Origin of the sequence: Pseudomonas sp. 2995-3, assembly GCF_002742565.1 — a bacterium.
Taxonomy (GTDB): domain Bacteria; phylum Pseudomonadota; class Gammaproteobacteria; order Pseudomonadales; family Pseudomonadaceae; genus Aquipseudomonas; species Aquipseudomonas edaphica.
This window is the reverse complement of the sequence record NZ_LJSB01000223.1, coordinates 295107-315699: the sequence shown is the minus strand read 5'-3', so window position 1 is coordinate 315699 and position 20593 is coordinate 295107. Positions and strand designations below refer to the sequence as shown.

At 61.6% G+C, this 20593-nt stretch carries 17 protein-coding genes; 13 read left to right on the top strand and 4 right to left on the bottom strand.

What is annotated here, in order from left to right; translation table 11 throughout:
* Nucleotides 1-79 precede the first annotated feature (79 nt).
* Together AOA62_RS22395 and AOA62_RS22390 are read left to right on the top strand one after the other, a co-directional pair.
* Nucleotides 80-3187 (top strand): autotransporter domain-containing protein, encoded by a 3108-nt coding sequence (locus tag AOA62_RS22395; RefSeq protein WP_099549786.1) that lies wholly within the window; start codon nucleotides 80-82, stop codon nucleotides 3185-3187.
* A gap of 192 nt (nucleotides 3188-3379) precedes the next feature.
* Nucleotides 3380-4810: a polyurethanase A gene (locus AOA62_RS22390; protein ID WP_017135596.1), complete on the top strand. Its 1431-nt coding sequence runs from the start codon at nucleotides 3380-3382 to the stop codon at nucleotides 4808-4810.
* On the opposite strand, the gene AOA62_RS22385 is transcribed toward AOA62_RS22390, so the two are convergent.
* Nucleotides 4811-5083, bottom strand: a complete 273-nt coding sequence (locus AOA62_RS22385; protein ID WP_017135597.1) for a hypothetical protein — start codon at nucleotides 5081-5083, stop codon at nucleotides 4811-4813.
* A gap of 189 nt (nucleotides 5084-5272) precedes the next feature.
* Between AOA62_RS22385 and AOA62_RS32065 the strand changes: the two genes are divergently transcribed.
* On the top strand, nucleotides 5273-5437 hold the full coding sequence (locus AOA62_RS32065; protein ID WP_164487936.1) for a hypothetical protein: 165 nt from the start codon (nucleotides 5273-5275) through the stop codon (nucleotides 5435-5437).
* A gap of 127 nt (nucleotides 5438-5564) precedes the next feature.
* Here the strand turns inward: AOA62_RS32065 and AOA62_RS22380 are convergent, their stop codons facing one another.
* Nucleotides 5565-5789, bottom strand: a complete 225-nt coding sequence (locus AOA62_RS22380; protein ID WP_017135598.1) for a YgdI/YgdR family lipoprotein — start codon at nucleotides 5787-5789, stop codon at nucleotides 5565-5567.
* 187 nt (nucleotides 5790-5976) lie between these two features.
* On the opposite strand from AOA62_RS22380, the gene AOA62_RS22375 reads away from it, so the two are divergent.
* Together AOA62_RS22375 and AOA62_RS22370 are read left to right on the top strand one after the other, a co-directional pair.
* On the top strand, nucleotides 5977-7620 hold the full coding sequence (locus AOA62_RS22375; protein ID WP_017135599.1) for a VRR-NUC domain-containing protein: 1644 nt from the start codon (nucleotides 5977-5979) through the stop codon (nucleotides 7618-7620).
* The gene (locus AOA62_RS22370) at nucleotides 7617-9878 is read left to right on the top strand and encodes an ATP-dependent DNA helicase (RefSeq protein WP_099549785.1); all 2262 of its coding nucleotides are present in this window, start codon (nucleotides 7617-7619) and stop codon (nucleotides 9876-9878) included. The genes AOA62_RS22375 and AOA62_RS22370 overlap by 4 nt, the downstream gene beginning before the upstream one ends.
* Nucleotides 9879-10029: 151 nt before the next feature.
* Here the strand turns inward: AOA62_RS22370 and AOA62_RS22365 are convergent, their stop codons facing one another.
* The gene (locus AOA62_RS22365; RefSeq protein ID WP_017135601.1) at nucleotides 10030-11340 is read right to left on the bottom strand and encodes an MFS transporter; all 1311 of its coding nucleotides are present in this window, start codon (nucleotides 11338-11340) and stop codon (nucleotides 10030-10032) included.
* 184 nt (nucleotides 11341-11524) lie between these two features.
* Between AOA62_RS22365 and AOA62_RS22360 the strand changes: the two genes are divergently transcribed.
* The 3 genes from AOA62_RS22360 to AOA62_RS22350 all read left to right on the top strand — a co-directional run bounded on the left by AOA62_RS22360 (nucleotide 11525) and on the right by AOA62_RS22350 (nucleotide 14532).
* Nucleotides 11525-12631: a sugar diacid recognition domain-containing protein gene (locus AOA62_RS22360; protein ID WP_017135602.1), complete on the top strand. Its 1107-nt coding sequence runs from the start codon at nucleotides 11525-11527 to the stop codon at nucleotides 12629-12631.
* Between the two features lie 91 nt (nucleotides 12632-12722).
* On the top strand, nucleotides 12723-13868 hold the full coding sequence (locus AOA62_RS22355; protein WP_099549784.1) for a glycerate kinase: 1146 nt from the start codon (nucleotides 12723-12725) through the stop codon (nucleotides 13866-13868).
* 151 nt (nucleotides 13869-14019) lie between these two features.
* Nucleotides 14020-14532: a GNAT family N-acetyltransferase gene (locus tag AOA62_RS22350; RefSeq protein ID WP_017135604.1), complete on the top strand. Its 513-nt coding sequence runs from the start codon at nucleotides 14020-14022 to the stop codon at nucleotides 14530-14532.
* Here AOA62_RS22350 and AOA62_RS22345 read toward each other — a convergent pair.
* A complete protein-coding gene (locus AOA62_RS22345) occupies nucleotides 14529-15221 on the bottom strand; it encodes an aspartate/glutamate racemase family protein (protein WP_099549783.1) in 693 nt (230 codons plus the stop codon). The two genes, AOA62_RS22350 and AOA62_RS22345, sit on opposite strands and share 4 nt — an antisense overlap.
* 171 nt (nucleotides 15222-15392) lie before the next feature.
* On the opposite strand from AOA62_RS22345, the gene AOA62_RS22340 reads away from it, so the two are divergent.
* The 5 genes from AOA62_RS22340 to AOA62_RS22320 all read left to right on the top strand — a co-directional run bounded on the left by AOA62_RS22340 (nucleotide 15393) and on the right by AOA62_RS22320 (nucleotide 20591).
* Complete coding sequence (locus AOA62_RS22340) at nucleotides 15393-15887, top strand: hypothetical protein (RefSeq protein ID WP_099549782.1); 495 nt, start codon at nucleotides 15393-15395, stop codon at nucleotides 15885-15887.
* A gap of 215 nt (nucleotides 15888-16102) precedes the next feature.
* Nucleotides 16103-17635, top strand: a complete 1533-nt coding sequence (locus AOA62_RS22335; RefSeq protein WP_099549781.1) for a sugar ABC transporter ATP-binding protein — start codon at nucleotides 16103-16105, stop codon at nucleotides 17633-17635.
* Nucleotides 17628-18605, top strand: a complete 978-nt coding sequence (locus AOA62_RS22330; protein WP_099549780.1) for a ribose ABC transporter permease — start codon at nucleotides 17628-17630, stop codon at nucleotides 18603-18605. Before AOA62_RS22335 ends, AOA62_RS22330 begins: the two co-directional genes overlap by 8 nt.
* A gap of 33 nt (nucleotides 18606-18638) precedes the next feature.
* Nucleotides 18639-19571 (top strand): ABC transporter substrate-binding protein, encoded by a 933-nt coding sequence (locus AOA62_RS22325; protein WP_099549779.1) that lies wholly within the window; start codon nucleotides 18639-18641, stop codon nucleotides 19569-19571.
* A gap of 18 nt (nucleotides 19572-19589) precedes the next feature.
* Nucleotides 19590-20591, top strand: a complete 1002-nt coding sequence (locus AOA62_RS22320; protein WP_026013574.1) for a LacI family DNA-binding transcriptional regulator — start codon at nucleotides 19590-19592, stop codon at nucleotides 20589-20591.
* Nucleotides 20592-20593: the final 2 nt, after the last annotated feature.

Below are 20593 nucleotides of genomic sequence, written 5' to 3'. Positions count from 1 at the left end.
CTGCATTCCCACGCGGAGCGTGGGAACGATCAGGTTGGATTTCCAAAAAAGTGCAATAAGAAAACTAAGGAAGGTCACCGTGAACAAACGCAAACCAGGGTTAAATACCGCCACTCACACAGGCCCGGGCTACCCGCTCAAGGCTTTGAGCTGCGTGCCATACGGCGCGTTGCTGTGCTGCCTGGCAAGTCTGGGGACCGCCCAGGCCGCACCCTATGTGGAAACCGGCAAACTGGGCGATGCCGCCAGTTGGCGCAGCAACGAGTTCAAGGCCGATTGGGGGCTGGGCGCCATCCATTCAGACACTGCGTATGCCGCCGGCTACACCGGCAAAGGCGTCAAGCTGGGCATCTTTGACCAGCCGGTGTATGCGCAGCACCCGGAGTTCGCCAGCCCCAACAAGGTGGTGACGATTGTCACCGAGGGCATCCGCCAATACACCGACCCGTATATCCCGGTGAAGGCCGGCGATGCGTTCCGCTATGACGGCACGCCGTCCAAGGACTCCAACGGCAAGCTGGGTAACCACGGCACCCACGTCGGCGGGATTGCCGCCGGTAACCGTGACGGCGGGCCGATGCATGGCGTGGCGTTCAATGCGCAGATCCTCAGCGCCGAAAACGGCGACCCAGGCCCGGAAGACGGGATCATCCTCGGCAACGACGGCGCGGTGTACAAGGCCGGTTGGGATGGGCTGGTGGCCAGCGGCGCACGCATCATCAACAACAGCTGGGGCATCGGCATTGGCGATCAATACGCCAAGGGCGGCCGCGATCCGGCGTACCCCAACTTCACGGTCAATGAAGCCCAGGCGCAGTTCAACAACATCCGGCCGATCCTCGGCACGCTTGCCGGCGGCGCCTACCAAGGCGCAATCGATGCGGCCCGCAGCGGCGTGCTGACCATCTTTGCCGCCGGTAACGACTACAACCGCAACAACCCGGACGCGATGTCGGGTCTTGCGTACTTTGTGCCGGAAATTGCACCGAACTGGCTGTCGGTAGCCGCCTTGCAGCAAAACCCGGACACCGCGAGTGCCAACCCGTATGTGATCAGCACCTTCTCGTCACGTTGCGGTTATGCGGCGAGCTTCTGTGTGTCGGCACCCGGTACCAAAATCTTCAGTTCGATCATCAACGGCACCGACCTGAGCAACCTGACCATCGACTGGGCCAACAAAAACGGCACCTCCATGGCTGCGCCCCATGTGGCCGGCGCAGCGGCGGTGCTGATGGAGCGCTTCCCGTACATGAGCGGCGAGCAGGTCGCCACCGTGCTCAAAACCACCGCCACCGACCTTGGCGCGCCGGGCATCGACGCGCTGTATGGCTGGGGCATGATCAACCTGGGCAAAGCAGTCAACGGGCCAGGGATGTTCGTGACCGCTGAGGATATTCCTGCTGAGTTCCGTATCGATGGCGCCTATGGCAGCAGCCAGTTTGTCGCCGACCTGCCAGGCATTGGTGCGGTGGTTGATGCCGGTAAACCGACCCAGCGTCTGTGCACCGACGTGCATTGCGGCCTGGATGTGTGGAGCAATGACATTTCCGGCCATGGCGGCCTGACCAAGCAAGGCATCGGTACGTTGGTGCTGAGCGGCACCAACACCTACAGCGGGCCGACCCTGGTCAACCAGGGCTTGCTGGCGATTAATGGTTCGGTCACTTCCGACGTCACCGTCAGCCAGGCCGGCGTGCTCGGTGGCTCGGGCCGTATCGGCTCGCTGACTGCCAAAAGCGGCGGCACCGTGGCGCCGGGCAACTCCATCGGCACCTTGAATGTGGCAGGCAATGTCACCTTTGATGCGGGTTCGACCTACGCGGTTGAGCTGTCGCCCACCAGCAGCGACCGCATTGTGGCCGGTGGCACCGCCACACTCAATGGCGGTACCGTGACCCTGGCCCTGGAGAACAGCCCGACGCTGCTAACCAACGCCCAGGCGCAAAGCCTGATTGGCCGCCAGTACAACATCCTGCAAGCCGCAGGCGGTATTACCGGCAGCTTCGGCGCGGTGCTGCCGAACTACCTGTTTATCGGCGGCACGCTGAACTATGCCGCCAACGGCGTGCAACTGGACGTGGCACGCACCAACAGCTTCGCGAGTGTTGCGGTCACGCCGAACCAGCGTGCGGTCGCGGCGGCGGCGGACCAATTGGGCGCCGGCAATGCGGTATATGAAAGCCTGTTGCTGGCGCCCAATGCGGCCTCGGCCCAAGGCGCGTTCCAGCAGCTCTCCGGCGAAATCTACCCGGCACTGCAAAGTGCGTTAATCAACGACAGCCGTTACGTGCGCGAAGCCGTTGGCGAACGCCTGCGCAATGGCGAGATGGGCGCCAGCAGCGAAACCATCGACAGCCGTGGCAACGTGTGGGTCAAGGCCTTGGGCGCGTGGGGCAAGACCGACAGCCGCAGCGACACCGCGGGCTACACCACGTCGCTGGGCGGCATGCTCGCCGGTGTGGATGGCGCACTGGATGACTCGACGCGTATCGGTTTGGTCGCTGGCTACAGTGACACCTCCTTGAACATGGGCAACGACACCCATTCCCGTGCCTCGGTCGACAGCTACCACTTCGGTGCCTATGCAGGGCATGAAATCGGTGCCTTGCGCCTGAGCGGTGGGGCGACCTACAGCTGGCATCGCGCCGATGTGAAGCGTGACCTGCAATACGGTGATGTGGCCGGCAAGCAGAAGGTCAAAGTGGACGCGAGCAGCACCCAGGTGTTTGGTGAGGCGGCTTACCGCGTCAACCTGCAACCGCTGGCCCTGGAGCCATTCGCCAACCTGGCCTATGTGCATCTGGACACTGATGGGTTCACCGAAAAGGGTGACGCCGCCGCGCTCAAAGGCCATGACGACACCCGCGATGTGGTGCTGAGCACCCTGGGCGTGCGCGCCTTGAAGACCTTTAACGTGAACGATCACCAGCAACTGGAAGTGTCCGGCACCCTGGGCTGGCAGCACAACCTGAGCAGCACCGATTCCGAGCAGCACCTGGCGTTCGCCTCGGGCGGCCCTGCGTTCGCAGTGGAAAGTGCGCCGATGGTGCGCGACGCCGCGTTGGTCGGTGCGCGGGTCAGCCTGGCGCTGAGCAAGGATGCGCGGGTCAATTTTGATTACAACGGCCTGTTGGCCAGCAAGGACAAGGTCCACGGGGTGGGGTTGAGCCTCGACTGGGCGTTCTAAAAGGCTTCACACCTTGTATGGGTTTGGGCTTATGTGGGAGCCGGGCTTGCCCGCGATGCAGACACCTCGGTCGGTCAGTTGTACCGAGGTGAGGTTATCGCAGGCAAGCCAGCTCCCACATAGGCTCACTCACTACGAGGGCCACACGTGTTTTCGCTTTCTCTACAAATCCAACAACAGAGAGGCACTACCATGGGTATCTTTGACTATAAAAACCTCGGCACCGAGGGCTCCAAAACACTGTTCGCCGATGCCATGGCGATCACGCTGTATTCCTACCACAACCTGGACAACGGCTTTGCCGTGGGTTACCAGCACAACGGCCTGGGGCTTGGCTTGCCGGCCACGCTGGTGGGGGCGTTGCTGGGCAGTACTAATTCGCAAGGGGTGATCCCGGGGATTCCCTGGAACCCCGACTCGGAAAAGGCCGCGCTTGATGCGGTGCAAAAAGCCGGCTGGACGCCTATCAGCGCCAGTGACCTGGGCTATGGCGGCAAGGTCGATGCGCGCGGCACCTTCTTTGGCGAAAAAGCCGGTTACACCACCGCCCAGGTCGAGGTGCTGGGCAAGTACGATGACGCCGGCAAACTGCTCGAAATCGGCATCGGCTTCCGCGGCACGTCGGGGCCACGGGAAAGCTTGATCACAGACTCCATCGGCGACGTAATCAGCGACCTGCTGGCGGCCTTCGGCCCCAAGGATTATGCAAAGAACTATGCGGGCGAAGCCTTTGGCGGCTTGCTCAAGAATGTCGCCGACTATGCCGGCGCCCATGGCCTGAGCGGCAAGGACGTGGTCGTCAGCGGCCACAGCCTGGGCGGGCTGGCGGTCAACAGCATGGCAGATTTAAGCAACAACAAATGGTCGGGGTTCTACAAGGACGCCAACTACGTGGCCTATGCCTCACCGACCCAGAGCGCGGGCGATAAAGTGCTCAATATCGGCTACGAAAACGACCCGGTGTTCCGCGCGCTCGACGGCTCATCCTTCAACCTGTCGTCCCTGGGCGTGCACGACAAACCCCACGAGTCGACCACCGACAATATCGTCAGCTTCAACGACCACTACGCCTCGACGTTGTGGAATATCCTGCCGTTTTCGATCGTCAACCTGCCGACCTGGGTCTCACATTTGCCCACCGGTTATGGCGACGGCATGACGCGCATCCTCGAGTCCGGCTTCTACGACCAGATGACCCGCGACTCCACAGTGATTGTCGCCAACCTGTCTGACCCGGCGCGGGCTACCACCTGGGTGCAGGACCTTAACCGCAATGCCGAACCGCACAAGGGCAACACCTTCATTATCGGCAGCCACGGCAATGACCTGATCCAGGGCGGCAAGGGCGCAGACTTTATCGAAGGTGGCAAAGGCAATGACACAATCCGCGACAACAGCGGGCATAACACCTTCCTGTTCAGCGGCCATTTTGGCAATGATCGGGTGATTGGCTACCAAACCACGGACAAGCTGGTGTTCCAGAATGTGGAGGGCAGCACCGACCTGCGCGACCATGCCAAAGTGGTCGGCGCAGACACGGTGTTGACCTTTGGCGCCGACTCGGTGACCCTGGTCGGCGTCGGGCACGGCGGCCTGTGGGCGGATGGCGTCAGCATCGGCTGATCAGTGCCAGTGTTGCCCCCGCCAGCCACCGCCCCAATACGGCCGGTGGGGGTAGCCGTAGCCATAGCTGTAAACATGATGTGGGTAGTAATAAGGCCGTGGGGCGTAACCCCAATGCCCGTAATAAACCGGCGGCGGCGGGGGAGCAACCACGATGACCCGCGGCGGCTGACGAATGATGATGGTATCGGCAAACGCCGGCGCGCTGGCCAGCGCCGCCAGGCTCAGGGGGATGAGTAACAGCGCGCGTACCGTCCGGGACATGAGTGCCATGGCCGTCTTTCTCCGTTCTACCGCCTTCGAAGATGAAGGCGGCTTATCGGTTGAACGCCGGGTTGGCGAAAATCCTTCGGTAAATAAATCTTCACCGACCAGCGGCGCAACGCTGCGACGGGTCCGGCAGGCCTCACGCGTTTAATCACTACCCGCGAGCTGTTTCGCGCGTCATGTGAGGAACCGAACATGTCCCGACTTCGATTGCTGCTGTGCGCCTTGGTGCTACTGGGCTTGGGCGGGTGCGCGGTGTACCCGGCCTATCCTGGCCCATGCTGCTACCGGCCGTACTACCACTCGTATTACTACCATCCCTACTATCACCCGTATTACCACCCGTACTACCGGTACTGATCGTTCCCATGCTCTGCGTCACGCTTTGGGACGCGAAGCGTCCTGGGCTGCATTCCCACGCGGAGTGAGGGAACGATCAAACAAAAAGCCCCGCATTGCGGGGCTTTTTATGTTCAGGCGATTGCTTTCACTTTTCGCTGCGTACCGTCGCAACGTCATCAGCCTTGATGCGGATGTGCTTGCCGGCGATGTCGGTGAATTCATAGAACCCATCGGCTGTCTTGGTCTTGGGGGTGTCCTTGGTCAAATACTGCGTGCCATTTTGCAATGTCACTACGGTTTGCGTGGAGCAACCGGCCATTAGCAGAAAAGTGAGTGCAACCAGCGGCAGACCCAAATTCTTCATGTTCATTACCCTTACCTTTAACCCTGAAAAGTCCCGCGCCTAAGGCTTCGGGCCACAAATGTTACGCCATCAACTGTCCTATCTGATCACTTTTATACAAAAAGTTGCGTGGGCCATTTATCTATTACTGATTGCAACAGCCCGCCGCTGGCGGCACTCTGTATGCATAACCAGTATTTGATCAGTGCGCGACATGGCCAATCCCCTCGACGATCCCTTGTATTACCTGCATAACTTCCGCCAAGTCCTGCTGTGGCTGGGGCAGCGTTATGCCGATTTGCTCGACCCGGATGAAATGCAGTTTATTCAGCAATTTGACAGGTTACCGCAGCCGTCCCAGGCGTTATTGGTGCGCATGGTGATGCGCAAGGGCGCGCATTTTCGTGCGAGCAAACTCAATTACCTCGAAATTGGCTGCACTCACGCGGCGGCGCTTGCACTGGTGCAGCAGGGCTGGGTGGATCAGCAGGGCCAACTGGGTTTTGATGAATTGTTCGCACTGCTGCAAAAAGGCGAAATCCTCGCCGCCTTCGCGCCGTGGATTGACCAGCCCAAAGGCAAGAAGGCCGACTGGCTGGAAGGGCTGGCGGCGCAGTTCACTGAGTCACGCAGCTTTGCCCAGTGGTGCCCCGAACTTAGCGACACGCTCTACAGCCTCACCGTGATGGACCTGTGCGACCGCCTGCGGCTGATGTTCTTCGGCAACCTGCACCAGGACTGGTCGGAGTTCGTGCTGGCTGACCTGGGCATCTACACCTACGAAAAAGTCGAGTTCTGCGCCGAGTCCCGTGGCCTGCGCAGCCGTGACGATGTGCACGGTTTTCTGTATCTGCACCAATGCCAGCAGGCCTTCGAAGCCGGCCAGGCGTTGGACGAGGTACTGGCGCAGATCGTGCTGCTTGCCACGGATAACCCGTGGCTGGAAAAACGTCGGGCCAAGTTACTGTTCCAGATCGGCCACTATTGCGAACGCAGTGCCGAGCTGGAATTGGCGGCGCAGATCTACCGTGATTGCACCTATCCCGGCGCGCGCTCGCGGTTGATTCGCGTGCTCGAACGCCAGGAGGATTACGCTCAAGCCATGGCCCTGGCGTGCGCGGCGCAGCAAGCACCGCAAAGCGCTGCCGAACAGCAGCACCTGCTGCGCGTGCTGCCACGCCTGCGGCGCAAGCTCGGTGAACCGGCGCTGCCCAAGGTCAAGCCACGTGAAGTCACGCGCCTGGACCTGGCGCTGGTGCAGGCGCCGCTGATGTCGGTGGAATCCTGCGTGCAGGCGCACCTGAGCGCGCCCGATGCGCCGGTGCATTACGTCGAAAACGGGCTGATCAATTCGCTGTTCGGGCTGTTGTGCTGGGAGGCGATTTTCGCGCCGCTGCCGGGTTCGTTTTTCCACCCGTTCCAGCGCGGGCCGGTGGACCTGCACAGCGAAGACTTTCATCAACGTCGGGCTGTGTTGTTCGCCGCGTGCTTCGAACAGCTTACGGATGAGCGTTACAAAACCACCATCCGCCAGCGCTACGTGGACAAATGGGGCATCCAGTCGCCGTTCGTGTTCTGGAACCTGCTCAGCGAAGAGCTGCTGGAGCAAGCCCTGACGTGCCTGCCGGCCGAACACCTGCGTTACTGGTTTGAACGCCTGCTGCTGGATATCCGCGCCAACCGCGCCGGCATGCCGGACCTGATCCAGTTCTGGCCGGCGCAAAAGACCTACCGCATGATCGAAGTCAAAGGCCCTGGTGACCGACTGCAGGACAACCAACTGCGCTGGCTGGAGTTCTGCGGCGAATACCAGATGCCGGTGACTGTCTGTTATGTGCGCTGGGCGCAAACCGCTTGAGCTACAGCGTTGCGGTGCGCGCGCTGTGCGAGTTCACGGCCAAGGTCGGCGACCTGGACCTGCGCTTTACGCCGTCGCCCAGCGCCCAGGAAGGCATTATCGGCCATCGCACGGTGGCCTCACGACGCAGTGCCCATTACCAGAATGAAGTAGCCCTGGAAGGCGAATACCAGCAGCTCAAAGTGCGGGGCAGGGCAGACGGCTACGACCCGGACAGCAATCGCCTGGAAGAAGTCAAAACCTATCGCGGCGACCTCGACGCGCAACCCGCCAACCATCGCCAATTGCATTGGGCGCAGGTCAAGGTGTACGGCTGGCTGATGTGCCACAAACTCGGCCTGCAGGAAATCGACCTGGCGTTGGTGTACTTCGATATTGTTGGCGAAGGTGAAACCTTGCTGAACCAGCGCTTTCAAGCGGCCGACCTTGAGCAGTTCTTTAACCAGCAATGTGCGCTGTTCCTCGGCTGGGCGCGCCAGGAAATGCAGCACCGCGAGGCGCGCAACGACGCCGCGCAGGCGCTGGCGTTTCCCCATGCGCAGTTTCGCACCGGCCAGCGTGCGTTGGCCGAGTCGGTCTACAAGGCCGTCAGCACGGGCCGCTGCCTGATGGCCCAGGCGCCTACCGGCATTGGCAAGACCGTCGGCACGATCTTCCCGCTGCTCAAGGCGCTGGCGCCGCAGCAGCTGGACAAGGTGTTTTTCCTGACCGCCAAGACACCCGGGCGCAAGTTGGCCCTCGACGCCGCGCACGTGCTCTACACCAGCAGCCCCGATTTGCCGCTGCGCGTGCTCGAACTGGTGGCGCGTGACAAGGCCTGCGAGCACCTGGACAAAGCCTGTCACGGTGACTCCTGCCCGTTGGCCAAGGGCTTTTATGATCGCTTGCCGGCGGCACGCGTGGCGGCGTCCAAGGTGCGCCTGTTGGACCAGCGCAACCTGCGCGAGGTGGCGTTGGCCCATGACGTCTGCCCGTATTACCTGAGCCAGGAAATGGCGCGCTGGGCCGACCTGGTGGTCGCCGACTACAACTACTATTTCGACTTCGGCGCCATGCTGTTCGGCCTGGCCCAGTTGAACCAATGGCGCGCCGCCGTGCTGGTGGACGAAGCCCACAACCTGGTGGAGCGCGCCCGCTCGATGTACAGCGCCAGCCTTGATCAGTACAGCCTCAAGACCCTGCGCGACAGCGCCCCTGAGCCGTTGAAAAAACCGTTGCAGCGCCTGAACCGCGAATGGAACGCCGTGCACAAGGACCAAGTCGCACCGTACCAGGCCTACGCCAGCAAACCCGACAAGCTGCTGCAGGCCTTAAGCCTGTGCACCAGCGCCATGGGCGATTACTTCAACGACCACCCCTTGGCCCTCAGCGGCGACCTGCAAACCTTCTATTTCGAGGCGTTGCAGTTTGCCAAGGTGGCAGAGCTGTTCAATGAACACTTCATCTTCGATATCAGCCAGCGCCAGTTCGGCAAGCGCAGCGCCTCGACCCTGTGCCTGCGCAACGTGGTGCCCGCCGAGTTCATCCGCCCCAGGCTGACCGCCGCCCGCAGCAGCGTGCTGTTCTCCGCCACCCTGAGCCCGCGCCACTATTACGCCGACTTGCTCGGATTGCCTGCCGATACTGCGTGGGTCGATGTGGAATCACCGTTCCAGGCCGAGCAACTGCAGGTGCGCATCGTCGATGCGATCTCCACGCGTTTTGTGCATCGCCAAGCCTCCTTGGCGCCGATTGTCGAGCTGATTGCCGAGCAATTTGCCACGCAACCGGGCAACTACCTGGCGTTTTTCTCAAGTTTTGATTACCTGCAACAAGTGGCGCAGTTGATGGCCGAGCGGCACCCGCAGATTGTGCTGTGGCTGCAGTCACGCGGCATGGCCGAAGCCGAACGCCAAGGGTTTCTGGACCAGTTCACCCAGCACAGCCGGGGCATTGGCTTTGCCGTGCTGGGCGGCGCGTTTGGCGAAGGCATCGATTTGCCCGGCACGCGCTTGATCGGCGCTTTTATCGCCACACTGGGCTTGCCGCAACTGAACCCGGTCAACGAGCAAATGAAAGCGCGCATGGGCGCGATTTTCGGCGCGGGCTATGACTACACCTATTTGTATCCGGGTATCCAGAAGGTCGTACAGGCGGCGGGACGGGTGATCCGCAGCCAGCAGGACCAAGGCGTGGTGATGTTGATCGATGATCGCTTTGGCGAGGCCCGTGTGCGGCAGTTGTTGCCGCGCTGGTGGGCGGTCGGGCGAGGCGCATAACTGGTATTGGGGTAACCGCGGCGTAGAGTTGCGCCATCACCCCAATAACGGTTATGCCTCCCGCTCTTGCGATAGAGCGGCCCAGCCGAGGCCAAGACTTACCTAGATACCGACGCGCATTCCAGGCAAGCCAGCCCTCAAAGAGACTGCGTTATACCTTCAAGGTACGGGTCATGCGCAACGCCAACACACTGCCGGCCACAATCACCGCCGCCAGCAGGTACAGCGCCATGTCCGTGGACCCGGTGGCATCCTTCACAAAGCCGACGATATACGGGCTCAAGAACCCTGCCATCTGCCCCATGGAGTTGATCAGCGCCAGGCCGCCAGCCGCCGCACCCGCGCTGAGCAGGGCAGTGGGTACCGGCCAGAACATCGGCAGGCCGGTAAGGGCACCCATGGTGGCGATGGTCAGGCCGAGAATCGCAAGCGCCGGGGTGGTGGCGAAGTTCACCGCAATCACCAAGCCAATCGCACCCATCAACATCGGCACCACCAAGTGCCAGCGACGTTCCTTGCGCAAGTCGGCGGAGCGGCCCACCAACAGCATGAACACGGCGGCCAGCAGGTACGGAATCGCACTCAGCCAGCCAATCACCAGGTTATCGCTGAAGCCCAGGTTCTTGATGATGGATGGCAGCCAGAAGTTGATGGCGTACACGCCGCTCTGGATACAGAAGTAGATCAGGCCGAACGCCCAGATCGCCGGGTTCTTGAACACTTCGCCGAGCGAATCGGTGGTGGTTTTCGGTTTGTTGGCCAAGTCCGTCGCCTGATCGGCTTCCAGCACTGCACGTTCATGGGGCGTGAGCCACTTGGCGTTGGCAAAGCTGTCGCTGAGCAGGAAGTAGGCGAGGGCGCCCAGGATCACCGTGGGAATGCCTTGCAGCAGGAACATCCACTGCCAGCCCGCAAGGCCGCCCTGGCCGGCGGCGAAGTGGTTGAGGATCCAGCCGGAAAATGGGCTGCCCAGCAGGCCGGACACCGGAATTGCCGACATGAACAATGCCATGATCCGCCCACGGCGAAAGGTCGGGAACCACTGCGAGAGGTACAGCACCACGCCGGGGAAGAACCCGGCTTCTGCGGCACCGGTCAACAGGCGCAAGCCGTAGAAGTGGCTGGGAGTGGTGACGAACAGCAGGCAGGTGGAAAGCGTGCCCCAGACGATCATCATCAGTGCAATCCAGCGTCGAGGGCCGAACCTGGTCAGCGCCAGGTTGCTCGGTACACCACACAGCACGTAGCCGATAAAGAAGATCCCGGCCCCCAGGCCGTACACGGTCTCGCTGAATTTCAACGCATCGAGCATCTGCAACTTGGCAAAGCCAACGTTCACCCGGTCCAGGTAGTTGAACAAGTAGCAGATAAAAATGAAGGGGATCAGGCGCAGGGTAATGCGCTTGTAGATGGCGTTTTTATCGTCATCGGTGGCCAGTGTGGCAGCGGCGCTCTGTGACATGGCAGTCTCTCTTTATTATGATTTTTCGCGATGCGAGGGTAACGTTGATCGCCCAAAGAGTCTCGGCCACCTTGCTGGGTGCTGTCTTTGTGCCCGCGCACAGTCAAGCAGGCTTTGCGCTGTGCCTCTGAACAACAGGATGAACACCCCATGAACAACCGCGCCTTTCAAGGAACTTAGCCTCATGTTCGAGCTCGATCATGACCTGGCGCAGGATATCGTCAATCGCACCATGGCGATCCTGCCCTATAACGTCAACGTCATGGACAGCCAGGGGCTGATTCTGGGCAGTGGCGAGCCGGAGCGAATCAACACTCGCCATGAAGGCGCGCAGTTAGTGCTGGCCAATGGTCGCGTAGTGGAGATCGACGGCCAGACCGCCAAACACCTGAAGGGCGTGCAGCCCGGTATCAACTTGCCGTTGATGCACGACCAGCGCCTGATCGGCGTGCTGGGCATTACCGGCGAGCCGGCGTTGCTGCGCACCTACGCGCAACTGGTGCGCATGACCGCCGAAATGCTGGTGAGCCATCGCCATCAGCAAGCCGAGCAGCAATGGCGGCGCCAACGCTGTGATGACCTGCTGGCCTTGCTGCTGGCCGACAGCGGTAACTCGCCGCGCCTGGTGGATGAAGCCCAGCAGTTGGGGCTCAAGCCTCAGCTGGCCCGCACGCCCTACCTGTTCGAGTTGGGCGCAGGGCAATCGGCGGAGGCATTAAGTGCCTGGCTGACCAGCCGTTACCCGGACAGCTGGTGCGTGAGTTCCGCACAATTCTCGTTGTTGTGGTGCCGGCCTGCGTTGGCTCAAGTGGATAACCCAAGGCTGCTGGAAAAGCTTCAGGGTCTGGGCTGGAATATCTTGCGGGTCGCCGTCGGCGGGCAGGCCGATGGCCTCGCCGGGCTGCGTCGTTGTTACCGGCGTGTGGGGGATCTACTGGCCTATGGTCGCGATATCCTGCCGCAATCGCAGCTGTTGACCCTCAATCGCTACCGCCTGCCGGTGATGCTCTGGCGTCATCGCAACGACGATGCCTTGGACGAACTGCTCAACCCCTTGCGCAAAGTCCTGGCCAGGGACACCAACGGCCAGCTGTTGGCTACTTTGCGCAGTTGGTGTGAACACGATGGCCAAAGCCAGGCCTGTGCCGACGCCCTGGGCATTCATCGCAACAGCCTGCGTTACCGCATGGAACGCATTGCCGAACTCAGCGGCGTCGACCCGCTGACCCTTGACGGCATGCTCGCGCTGTACCTTGGCGTGCAGCTATTGCCCCAGGCTTTGTCGCAATGAACAACAAACCTCTCCCGCACTTGTGCATCGGACCGGCGTCATTGCCGATGGCAACTGGCAGCATGGGCGTTATAAAAACCGGAGAAAGCCCATGAAAATCATCATCGCCCCCGACTCATTCAAGGACAGCCTGAGTGCCGAAGGCGTAGCCCAGGCGATTGCCGACGGCCTCGCGCAGGTGTGGCCGGATGCACAGGTAGTCCAGTGCCCGATGGCCGACGGCGGTGAAGGCACGGTGGACTCGGTTCTCGCCGCCTGCCATGGCGAACTGCGTCGCGAAACGGTGAACGGGCCACTGGGCGAGGCGGTGGAGGCACGCTGGGGCTGGCTTGCCGACAGCCATACCGCGATGATCGAAATGGCCGAAGCCAGTGGCTTGCAACGTGTACCGACGGGCCAGCGTGATGCTTGCATCAGCAGCACATTCGGCACCGGCGAGCTGATCCGCGCCGCCCTGGATGCCGGTGCGCAGCGCATCATCCTGGCGATTGGCGGCAGCGCCACCAACGACGGCGGCGCGGGCGCGATGCAGGCGCTTGGCGTGCAGTTGTTCGACGCTCAGGGTCTGGCCCTTGCGCCCGGCGGCCTGGCCTTGGCAAACCTGGCGAGCATCAGCCTGGAACACCTGGACCCACGTTTGGCCCAGGTGCGTTTTGAAATCGCGGCCGACGTCAACAATCCACTGTGCGGGCCGCAGGGCGCCTCTGCCATTTTCGGCCCACAAAAAGGCGCCAACCCACAGCAAGTCGAACAGCTTGACGCGGCGCTTGGGCACTTTGCCGATCACTGCGCCCAGGTGCTGCCCAAAGACGTGCGCGATGAACCGGGCAGCGGCGCGGCAGGCGGTTTGGGGTTTGCCGCCAAGGCCTTTCTCGGCGCGCAGTTTCGTGCGGGCGTGGAGGTGGTCGCCGAGCTGGTCGGCCTGGACTCGGCCGTGCGTGGTGCGGACCTGGTCATCACTGGCGAAGGCCGCTTCGACGCCCAGACCTTGCGCGGCAAAACACCTTTTGGTGTGGCACGGATTGCTCAACGTCATGGCGTACCGGTCATCGTGATTGCCGGCACCTTGGGCGAAGGCTATGAGCAAATGTACGCCCATGGTGTGGACGCCGCCTTCGCCTTGCCATCAGGCCCAATGAGCCTGGAACAGGCGTGCAGCGAGGCGCCGCGTCTGTTGCGCGAGCGCGCGGTGGACATAGCGCGGGTATGGCGCACAGCGTTCAGCCAGCGCAGTTAACAAGCCAGCTCCCACATTTTGACCGCGTAACTCGGCGTAACAGACCGACCGAGTTGCCTGCATCGCGGGCAAGCCCGGCTCCCACCCTAGCCAGCATGCAGCCTCGGCCCCTACACTGGCCGGCCACTTGTCTTTCATAGGATGAAACGCAATGCACACACCTGAACCCCATATCGTGATCCAGCGCTTTACCGAAGCCCACCTCGAAGGCGTCGCTGCGCTCTATAACGAACCGGCCGTGTGCCGTCAGGTGCTGCAAATGCCTTACCAATCGGTGGAGGCCTGGCGCAACAAGCTGGCGTTGGATAATGAGCGGCGGCTACAGCTGGTGGCGGTGCATGGCGGCGAGGTCATCGGCCAGCTTGGCCTGGAGCAGACCCTGCGGGTGCGGCGCAGCCATGTCGGCTCGTTCGGCATGGGCGTGGCCACGGCCTGGCAGGGCAAGGGTGTGGGTTCCAGGTTGTTGGCGGCCGCGCTGGACGTGGCGGACAACTGGATGAACCTGCACCGCGTGGAACTCACGGTGTACGCCGACAATCAAGCCGCGCAAGGCCTGTACCGAAAGTTCGGCTTCGAAGTCGAAGGCCTGTTGCGCGATTACGCTTTGCGTGATGGCAAGTTTGTCGACACCGTCAGCATGGCGCGCCTGCGCCAATCGGCCTAATCCGCCAGTGCAAACGCCACCGCAGCCTGCGCATGCAGCTCGGTGGTGTCCAGCAACGGCAGGTGGCTGTGTTGTGGCTTGATCAGCAGGCCGATTTCCGTACAGCCAAGAATGATCGCCTGGGCACCCTGTGCCGCCAATGACTCGATCACGCGTTGATAAACCTGGCGCGAAGCCTCGCTGATCACCCCGACACACAACTCCTCATAAATGATCCGGTGCACGGCCTCGCGCTCGTGCGCGTCGGGCACGAGTACGGTCAAGCCCTGAGCGGCCAGGCGGGCCTTGAGAAAGTCCTGCTCCATGGTGAACGCGGTGCCCAGCAGGCCGACGGTCAAGGTGCCGGCTTCGACCGCTGCCGCTCCTGCTGCATCGGCAATATGCAGGAACGGAATCGATACCGCCGCCTCGATACGCGGCGCCACCAAATGCATGGTGTTGGTACACAGCACCACACAGTCGGCGCCACCCGCTTGCAGGCGGCGCGCGGCGTCTTCGAGGATCAGCGCGGTGTCATCCCAGCGCCCGGCGTGCTGGGCTTGTTCCACCGGACCGAAGTCCACGCTGTACATCAACAGTTGCGCCGAGCGCAGCGGCCCGAGCTGGTCGCGCACCCGCTGGTTGATGATGCGGTAATACTCGGCGCTGGACTCCCAGCTCATGCCGCCGATAAGGCCGATGGTGCGCATGCGATGCTCCGGAACAGAAATGTTGCCTCACCTTACCCACAGGCCACGGATTAGTCATACGCAGTTGCCGGCGAAATTACCGGTGCAGTTGCGCAGGCGTTAATCAAACGGTCAGCCGCCGCATCTGCCATGATCACCGCTCGCAACCTGGTTAACCCAAGGAAAATGGCAATGGACGATCTACAGCAACTGGGCGAGATGCTTCGTCATTACGCCGACAGCGAAGCGCATAAAAAACAGCAGTTTGACCTGCAGTCAGCGCGCTGGGCACAAAAGCTCGGTGAGTTGTTCGGGCAGATCGAACAGTGGCTGGAACCGGTCAAGCGCGTTGGTTTGCTCGAGGTTCAGCGTGAAGCCTACGTCGCCAGCGGCCCGGGCCTGCCGGCCGAGAGTTCGACCTTCAAGACCGAAAAACTCACCGTGCATATCACCGGCAAGCCCGTGGAGTTTGTCCCGGAAGTGATGGGGGCCGGTGGTTTGATATCGGTGTCGGTGATGGGCCTTACCGCTGCTCGGCACGGCAGTGTGTCGCTGGTGTTGCCGGCCGATAAAAACGATTGGCTGTGGAAGAAAACCAATGGTTTGAAAGACCCGGACACCTTTGCCTTCGATGCCAACTTCCTGGCCACGCAACTGCAGAGCCTGATCCCGCGTGAGCGCGGCTGAAGGCTATTGGCTCGACCCGGTCAAATGTGGGCGTGGAGCGTCGGCGTGATCGGGTAATCATTTTCGGGCGCGCAGGGCGAATTTCTTCGTTTTGCGCTTGATGAAACGTTTAATCAAACAAAAAAATGCACGCGCAAGCGCTTGCGTACGGAAATGCATCTGGCATAGAGTCGGCAACACTCGATTACAAAAATAATAAATCCAGGAGCTCATCCATGAGCCTTGAACCCTTGCTTGAGATGCAGGGCATCAGCAAAACCTTTAATGGTTTGCGCGTGCTCAAGAATGTCGGCCTGAAGGTTTACCCCGGTGAAATCCACGCCTTGATGGGTGAGAATGGCGCCGGCAAGTCGACCTTGATGAAAATCCTCTCCGGCGCTTACCAGGCCGACCCCGGCGGCGAAATCCGCATCGACGGCCAGCCCGTCGCCACCTTCGACCCCGCCACAGCCAAGACCCTCGGCATCGCCGTGATCTACCAGGAACTGAGCCTGTGCCCAAACCTCAGCGTGGCCGAGAACATCTACCTGGGCCGCGAACTGCGGCGTGGCTGGACCATCGACCGCAAAGGTATGCAGGAAGGTTGCATCGAAGTGTTGCAACGCCTGGGCGCCGAGTTCAAACCCGCCACGCCCGTCAGCAACCTGTCGATTGCCGAGCGCCAATTGGTTGAAATCGCCCGCGCCCTGCATGCCCACGCACGCATTCTGGTGATGGACGAGCCGACCACGCCGCTGTCATCGCGCGAAACCGACCGGCTGTTTGCCTTGATCAAACAACTGCGCAGCCAGGGTCTGGCGATCATCTATATCAGCCACCGCATGGCCGAGATCTACGAGTTGTCGGACCGGGTCTCGGTGCTGCGCGACGGCCAGTACATCGGCGAACTGACCCGCGATGCGCTGTCGGCCGAAGTGCTGGTGAAGATGATGGTCGGCCGCGATCTGTCAGGCTTCTACAAGAAGGAACACGCCGCGTACAACCCCGGCAACGTGGTGATGCGCGTGCGCGACATGGCCGACGGCAAACGCGTGCGCAATTGCAGTTTCGACCTGCACGCCGGTGAAGTGCTGGGCATTGCCGGGCTGGTCGGGGCAGGGCGCACGGAACTGGCACGGCTGATCTTCGGCGCCGACCCGCGCACCTGCGGCACCCTGGAAGTGGTCGGCAAGACCGTCACCCAACTGCGAAACCCGGCGGATGCGATTCGCGCAGGTGTCGTCTACCTCACCGAAGACCGCAAGGCTCAAGGCCTGTTCCTGGACATGAGCGTGGCCGACAACATCAACGTGTGCGCCTGTGTGGCGGATGCGCATGCCGGTGGCGTGCTGGACCGTGGGCACGCGGCGCAACGTGCCAATGATGCGATCAAGTCACTGTCGATTCGCGTGGCGTCGGGCAAGGTCAATGTCGGCGCACTGTCCGGCGGCAATCAACAAAAGGTGCTGTTGGCGCGGCTGCTGGAGGTCAAGCCGCATGTGCTGATCCTCGACGAGCCGACTCGCGGCGTGGACATCGGCTCCAAGTCCGAGATCTACCGCATCATCAACCAACTGGCGCTGGCCGGTGTGGGCATTGTGGTGATCTCCAGCGAGCTGCCGGAAATCATCGGCACCTGCGACCGTGTGCTGATCATGCGCGAAGGCCAGTTAGTGGCCGAAGTCGGCGGGGTTTCGGGCCACGTCATTTCCCAGGAACGAATTATCGACCTCGCCACTGGTGGCGATCAGGTGGCTGCCCATGGCTGATTCAATGATTGCAACAACCGGCAAGGCCGAACGCGTGCGTGAGCTGATGCGCACCGTCGGCATGCTGCCCGTGCTGGTCTTGCTGCTGGTGGGCTTTGCCCTGGCCAGCGAAAACTTCCTCACGGTGCAGAACCTGTCGATCATCACCCAGCAAGCTTCGGTGAATGTGGTGTTGGCGGCGGGCATGACCTTTGTGATCCTGACGGCGGGTATTGACCTGTCGGTGGGCGCGATTCTGGCGGCGTCTGCAGTGGTGGCCTTGCAGGCATCGATGTCGCCGCAGTTCGGCATGTTCGGGATTGCGGCGGGCATTGGTTTTGGCCTGTTGCTGGGCTTGGTCAACGGCGGGCTGATCGCTTTCATGCGGCTGCCGCCGTTTATCGTCACCCTGGGTGCGCTGACCGCCATGCGTGGCCTGGCGCGGTTATTGGCCGATGACAAGACTGTGTTCAACCCCGACCTGCCGTTTGCGTTTATCGGTAATGACTCCGTGCTCGGCGTGCCGTGGCTGGTGATCATCGCCGTGGCTGTGGTGCTGCTGTCCTGGTTCATATTGCGCCGCACCGTGATGGGCGTGCAGATCTATTCGGTGGGCGGCAACCCGGAGGCGGCGCGGCTGTCGGGCATCAAGGTGTGGAAAGTGCTGCTGTTTGTCTATGCCATGTCCGGCGCTTTGGCCGGGCTTGGCGCCGTGATGAGCGCCTCGCGCCTGTTCGCCGCCAACGGCCTGCAACTGGGGCAATCCTATGAGCTGGATGCCATTGCGGCGGTGATCCTGGGTGGCACCAGTTTTACCGGCGGCGTGGGCACCATCGGTGGCACGCTGATCGGCGCACTGATTATCGCGGTACTCACCAACGGCCTGGTGCTGCTGGGGGTATCGGATATCTGGCAGTACATCATCAAGGGCATCGTGATCATCGGCGCGGTGGCGCTGGATCGCTATCGCCAGTCCGGCGTACGAACCTGATTCACCTCAACAACAATCACAAGAGAGACCGGTATGAACTTCAAACGTATCTTTCCCGTTATGGCCTTGGCTGCCTTGATGTCCCATGGCGTCGAAGCCCGCGAACTCAAAGCCCTGGGCATCAGCATGGGCTCGCTGGGCAACCCGTATTTCGTGACCCTGGCCGACGGCGCCACTGCGCGGGCCAAAGAGCTGAACCCCGCTGTAAAAGTCACCTCGGTGTCGGCCGACTATGACTTGAGCAAGCAGTTTTCCCAGATCGACAACTTCATCTCATCCAAGGTTGACCTGATCCTGCTTAATGCCGTCGACCCATCGGCCATGGCCTCGGCCATCAAGAAAGCCAGGGATGCCGGCATTGTGGTAGTGGCGGTGGATGTGGACGCCAAAGGCGTAAACGTCACGGTACAAACTGACAACGTCGAAGCCGGCAAGTTGGCCTGCCAGTTCCTGGTGGACAAGCTGGCGGGCAAGGGCAATGTGATTATCCAGAACGGCCCGCAAGTGACCGCCGTGACCGACCGCGTCAAAGGCTGCAAAGCGGCATTGGCCGGTGCACCGGACATCAAGGTGCTGTCCGATGACCAGGACGGCAAAGGCTCACGCGAAGGTGGCTTGAATGTGATGCAGGGTTACCTCACGCGCTTCCCGAAAATTGACGGCTTGTTCGCGATCAATGACCCACAAGCCATCGGCAGCGACCTGGCGGCCAAACAGCTCAAGCGCAGCGGCATCATTATTACTTCGGTGGACGGTGCGCCGGATATCGAAAACGCGCTGAAGACCGACACCCAAATCCAGGCCTCTGCCAGCCAGGACCCTTGGGCCATGGCCCAGACTGCCGTCAACGTCGGCAATGACATTCTCAATGACAAAGCCCCGGCCGAAGCGGTTACCCTGCTCACGCCAAAACTGATCACCCGCGACAACGTTGCGACGTACAGCGGCTGGTCGAGTAAACATTGAGTTAAAGGGGGAAGCGTCGTGGTCACCATGGATGACGTGGCAAGCCGGGCCGGGGTGTCCACCTCGACCGTGTCCCACGTGTTGAACGGCACCCGCAAGGTCAGCCCGGCCACGGTGCAGGCGGTGCAGCGCGCGATCCAGGCGTTGGGCTATATCCCCAATACCCTGGCGCGCTCGCTGGCGCGTTCGAGCACCAATACCATTGGCGTGGCGATCTCGGCGCTGTCCAACCATTACTTCAGCGAAACCGTGCAAGCGATTGAAACCGAGTGCGTCCGCCACGGCTACATGATGCTGTTTGCCGACCCGCACGACGACCCGGAGCAGGAATTGCGGGTGGTCACGGCGCTGCATCACCGGCGGGTCGACGGGATTTTATTGGCGCCGTCGACCGGCTCCAGCGCGTTGGAATATCTGCAGGCCAACGAGATGCCGACGGTGCTGGTGGACCGCATGATGAGCGAGCAGTTTGATCAGGTTGGGGTGGAGAACACCCAGTCCACCCAGGCGCTGGTCGCACACTTGATTGAACATGGGCACCGGCGCATCGGCTTTATTGCCGGGCGCGAAGGGCTGAGCACTACCGATGAACGCGTGGCCGGTTACCGTGCGGCGTTACAGGCAGCGGGGCTGGTGTTCGACCCACAGTTACTGGTCAACGGCGGTTCCAACAGCGCGCCTGCGCGACAAGCAACCGCGCAGTTGTTGGCGTTACCGGTGCCACCCACGGCAATCATGGCCGGCAATAACCTGATGACGCTGGGCGCCATGCACGCCCTGCGTGATGCACGCATTGAGGTGCCCGGCCAGATGGGCCTGGTGGGGTTTGATGATTTTGACTGGGCGGATTTCTTCGTGCCACGCCTGACTTTGATCGCCCAGCCGGTCAAGGAACTGGGCGCCCGCGCGGTGCATATGCTGCTGCAACGCATGGCCACGCCCGGCGCACCCACCCAAAGCGTGCGCCTGGCGCCGAGCCTGCAACGGCGTGACTCCTGTGGCTGTATTGAAGTGGAATAACT

Bases quoted from the DNA above. Each gene is read 5' to 3' on its own strand.
- AOA62_RS22380 (WP_017135598.1), bottom strand. From the start codon at position 5,789: ATGAACATGAAGAATTTGGGTCTGCCGCTGGTTGCACTCACTTTTCTG.
- AOA62_RS22340 (WP_099549782.1), top strand. From the start codon at position 15,393: ATGGACGATCTACAGCAACTGGGCGAGATGCTTCGTCATTACGCCGAC.
- AOA62_RS22385 (WP_017135597.1), bottom strand. From the start codon at position 5,083: ATGGCACTCATGTCCCGGACGGTACGCGCGCTGTTACTCATCCCCCTG.
- AOA62_RS22355 (WP_099549784.1), top strand. From the start codon at position 12,723: ATGAAAATCATCATCGCCCCCGACTCATTCAAGGACAGCCTGAGTGCC.
- AOA62_RS22350 (WP_017135604.1), top strand. From the start codon at position 14,020: ATGCACACACCTGAACCCCATATCGTGATCCAGCGCTTTACCGAAGCC.
- AOA62_RS22330 (WP_099549780.1), top strand. From the start codon at position 17,628: ATGGCTGATTCAATGATTGCAACAACCGGCAAGGCCGAACGCGTGCGT.
- AOA62_RS22325 (WP_099549779.1), top strand. From the start codon at position 18,639: ATGAACTTCAAACGTATCTTTCCCGTTATGGCCTTGGCTGCCTTGATG.
- AOA62_RS22345 (WP_099549783.1), bottom strand. From the start codon at position 15,221: ATGCGCACCATCGGCCTTATCGGCGGCATGAGCTGGGAGTCCAGCGCC.
- AOA62_RS22365 (WP_017135601.1), bottom strand. From the start codon at position 11,340: ATGTCACAGAGCGCCGCTGCCACACTGGCCACCGATGACGATAAAAAC.
- AOA62_RS22375 (WP_017135599.1), top strand. From the start codon at position 5,977: ATGGCCAATCCCCTCGACGATCCCTTGTATTACCTGCATAACTTCCGC.
- AOA62_RS22360 (WP_017135602.1), top strand. From the start codon at position 11,525: ATGTTCGAGCTCGATCATGACCTGGCGCAGGATATCGTCAATCGCACC.
- AOA62_RS32065 (WP_164487936.1), top strand. From the start codon at position 5,273: ATGTCCCGACTTCGATTGCTGCTGTGCGCCTTGGTGCTACTGGGCTTG.
- AOA62_RS22335 (WP_099549781.1), top strand. From the start codon at position 16,103: ATGAGCCTTGAACCCTTGCTTGAGATGCAGGGCATCAGCAAAACCTTT.
- AOA62_RS22390 (WP_017135596.1), top strand. From the start codon at position 3,380: ATGGGTATCTTTGACTATAAAAACCTCGGCACCGAGGGCTCCAAAACA.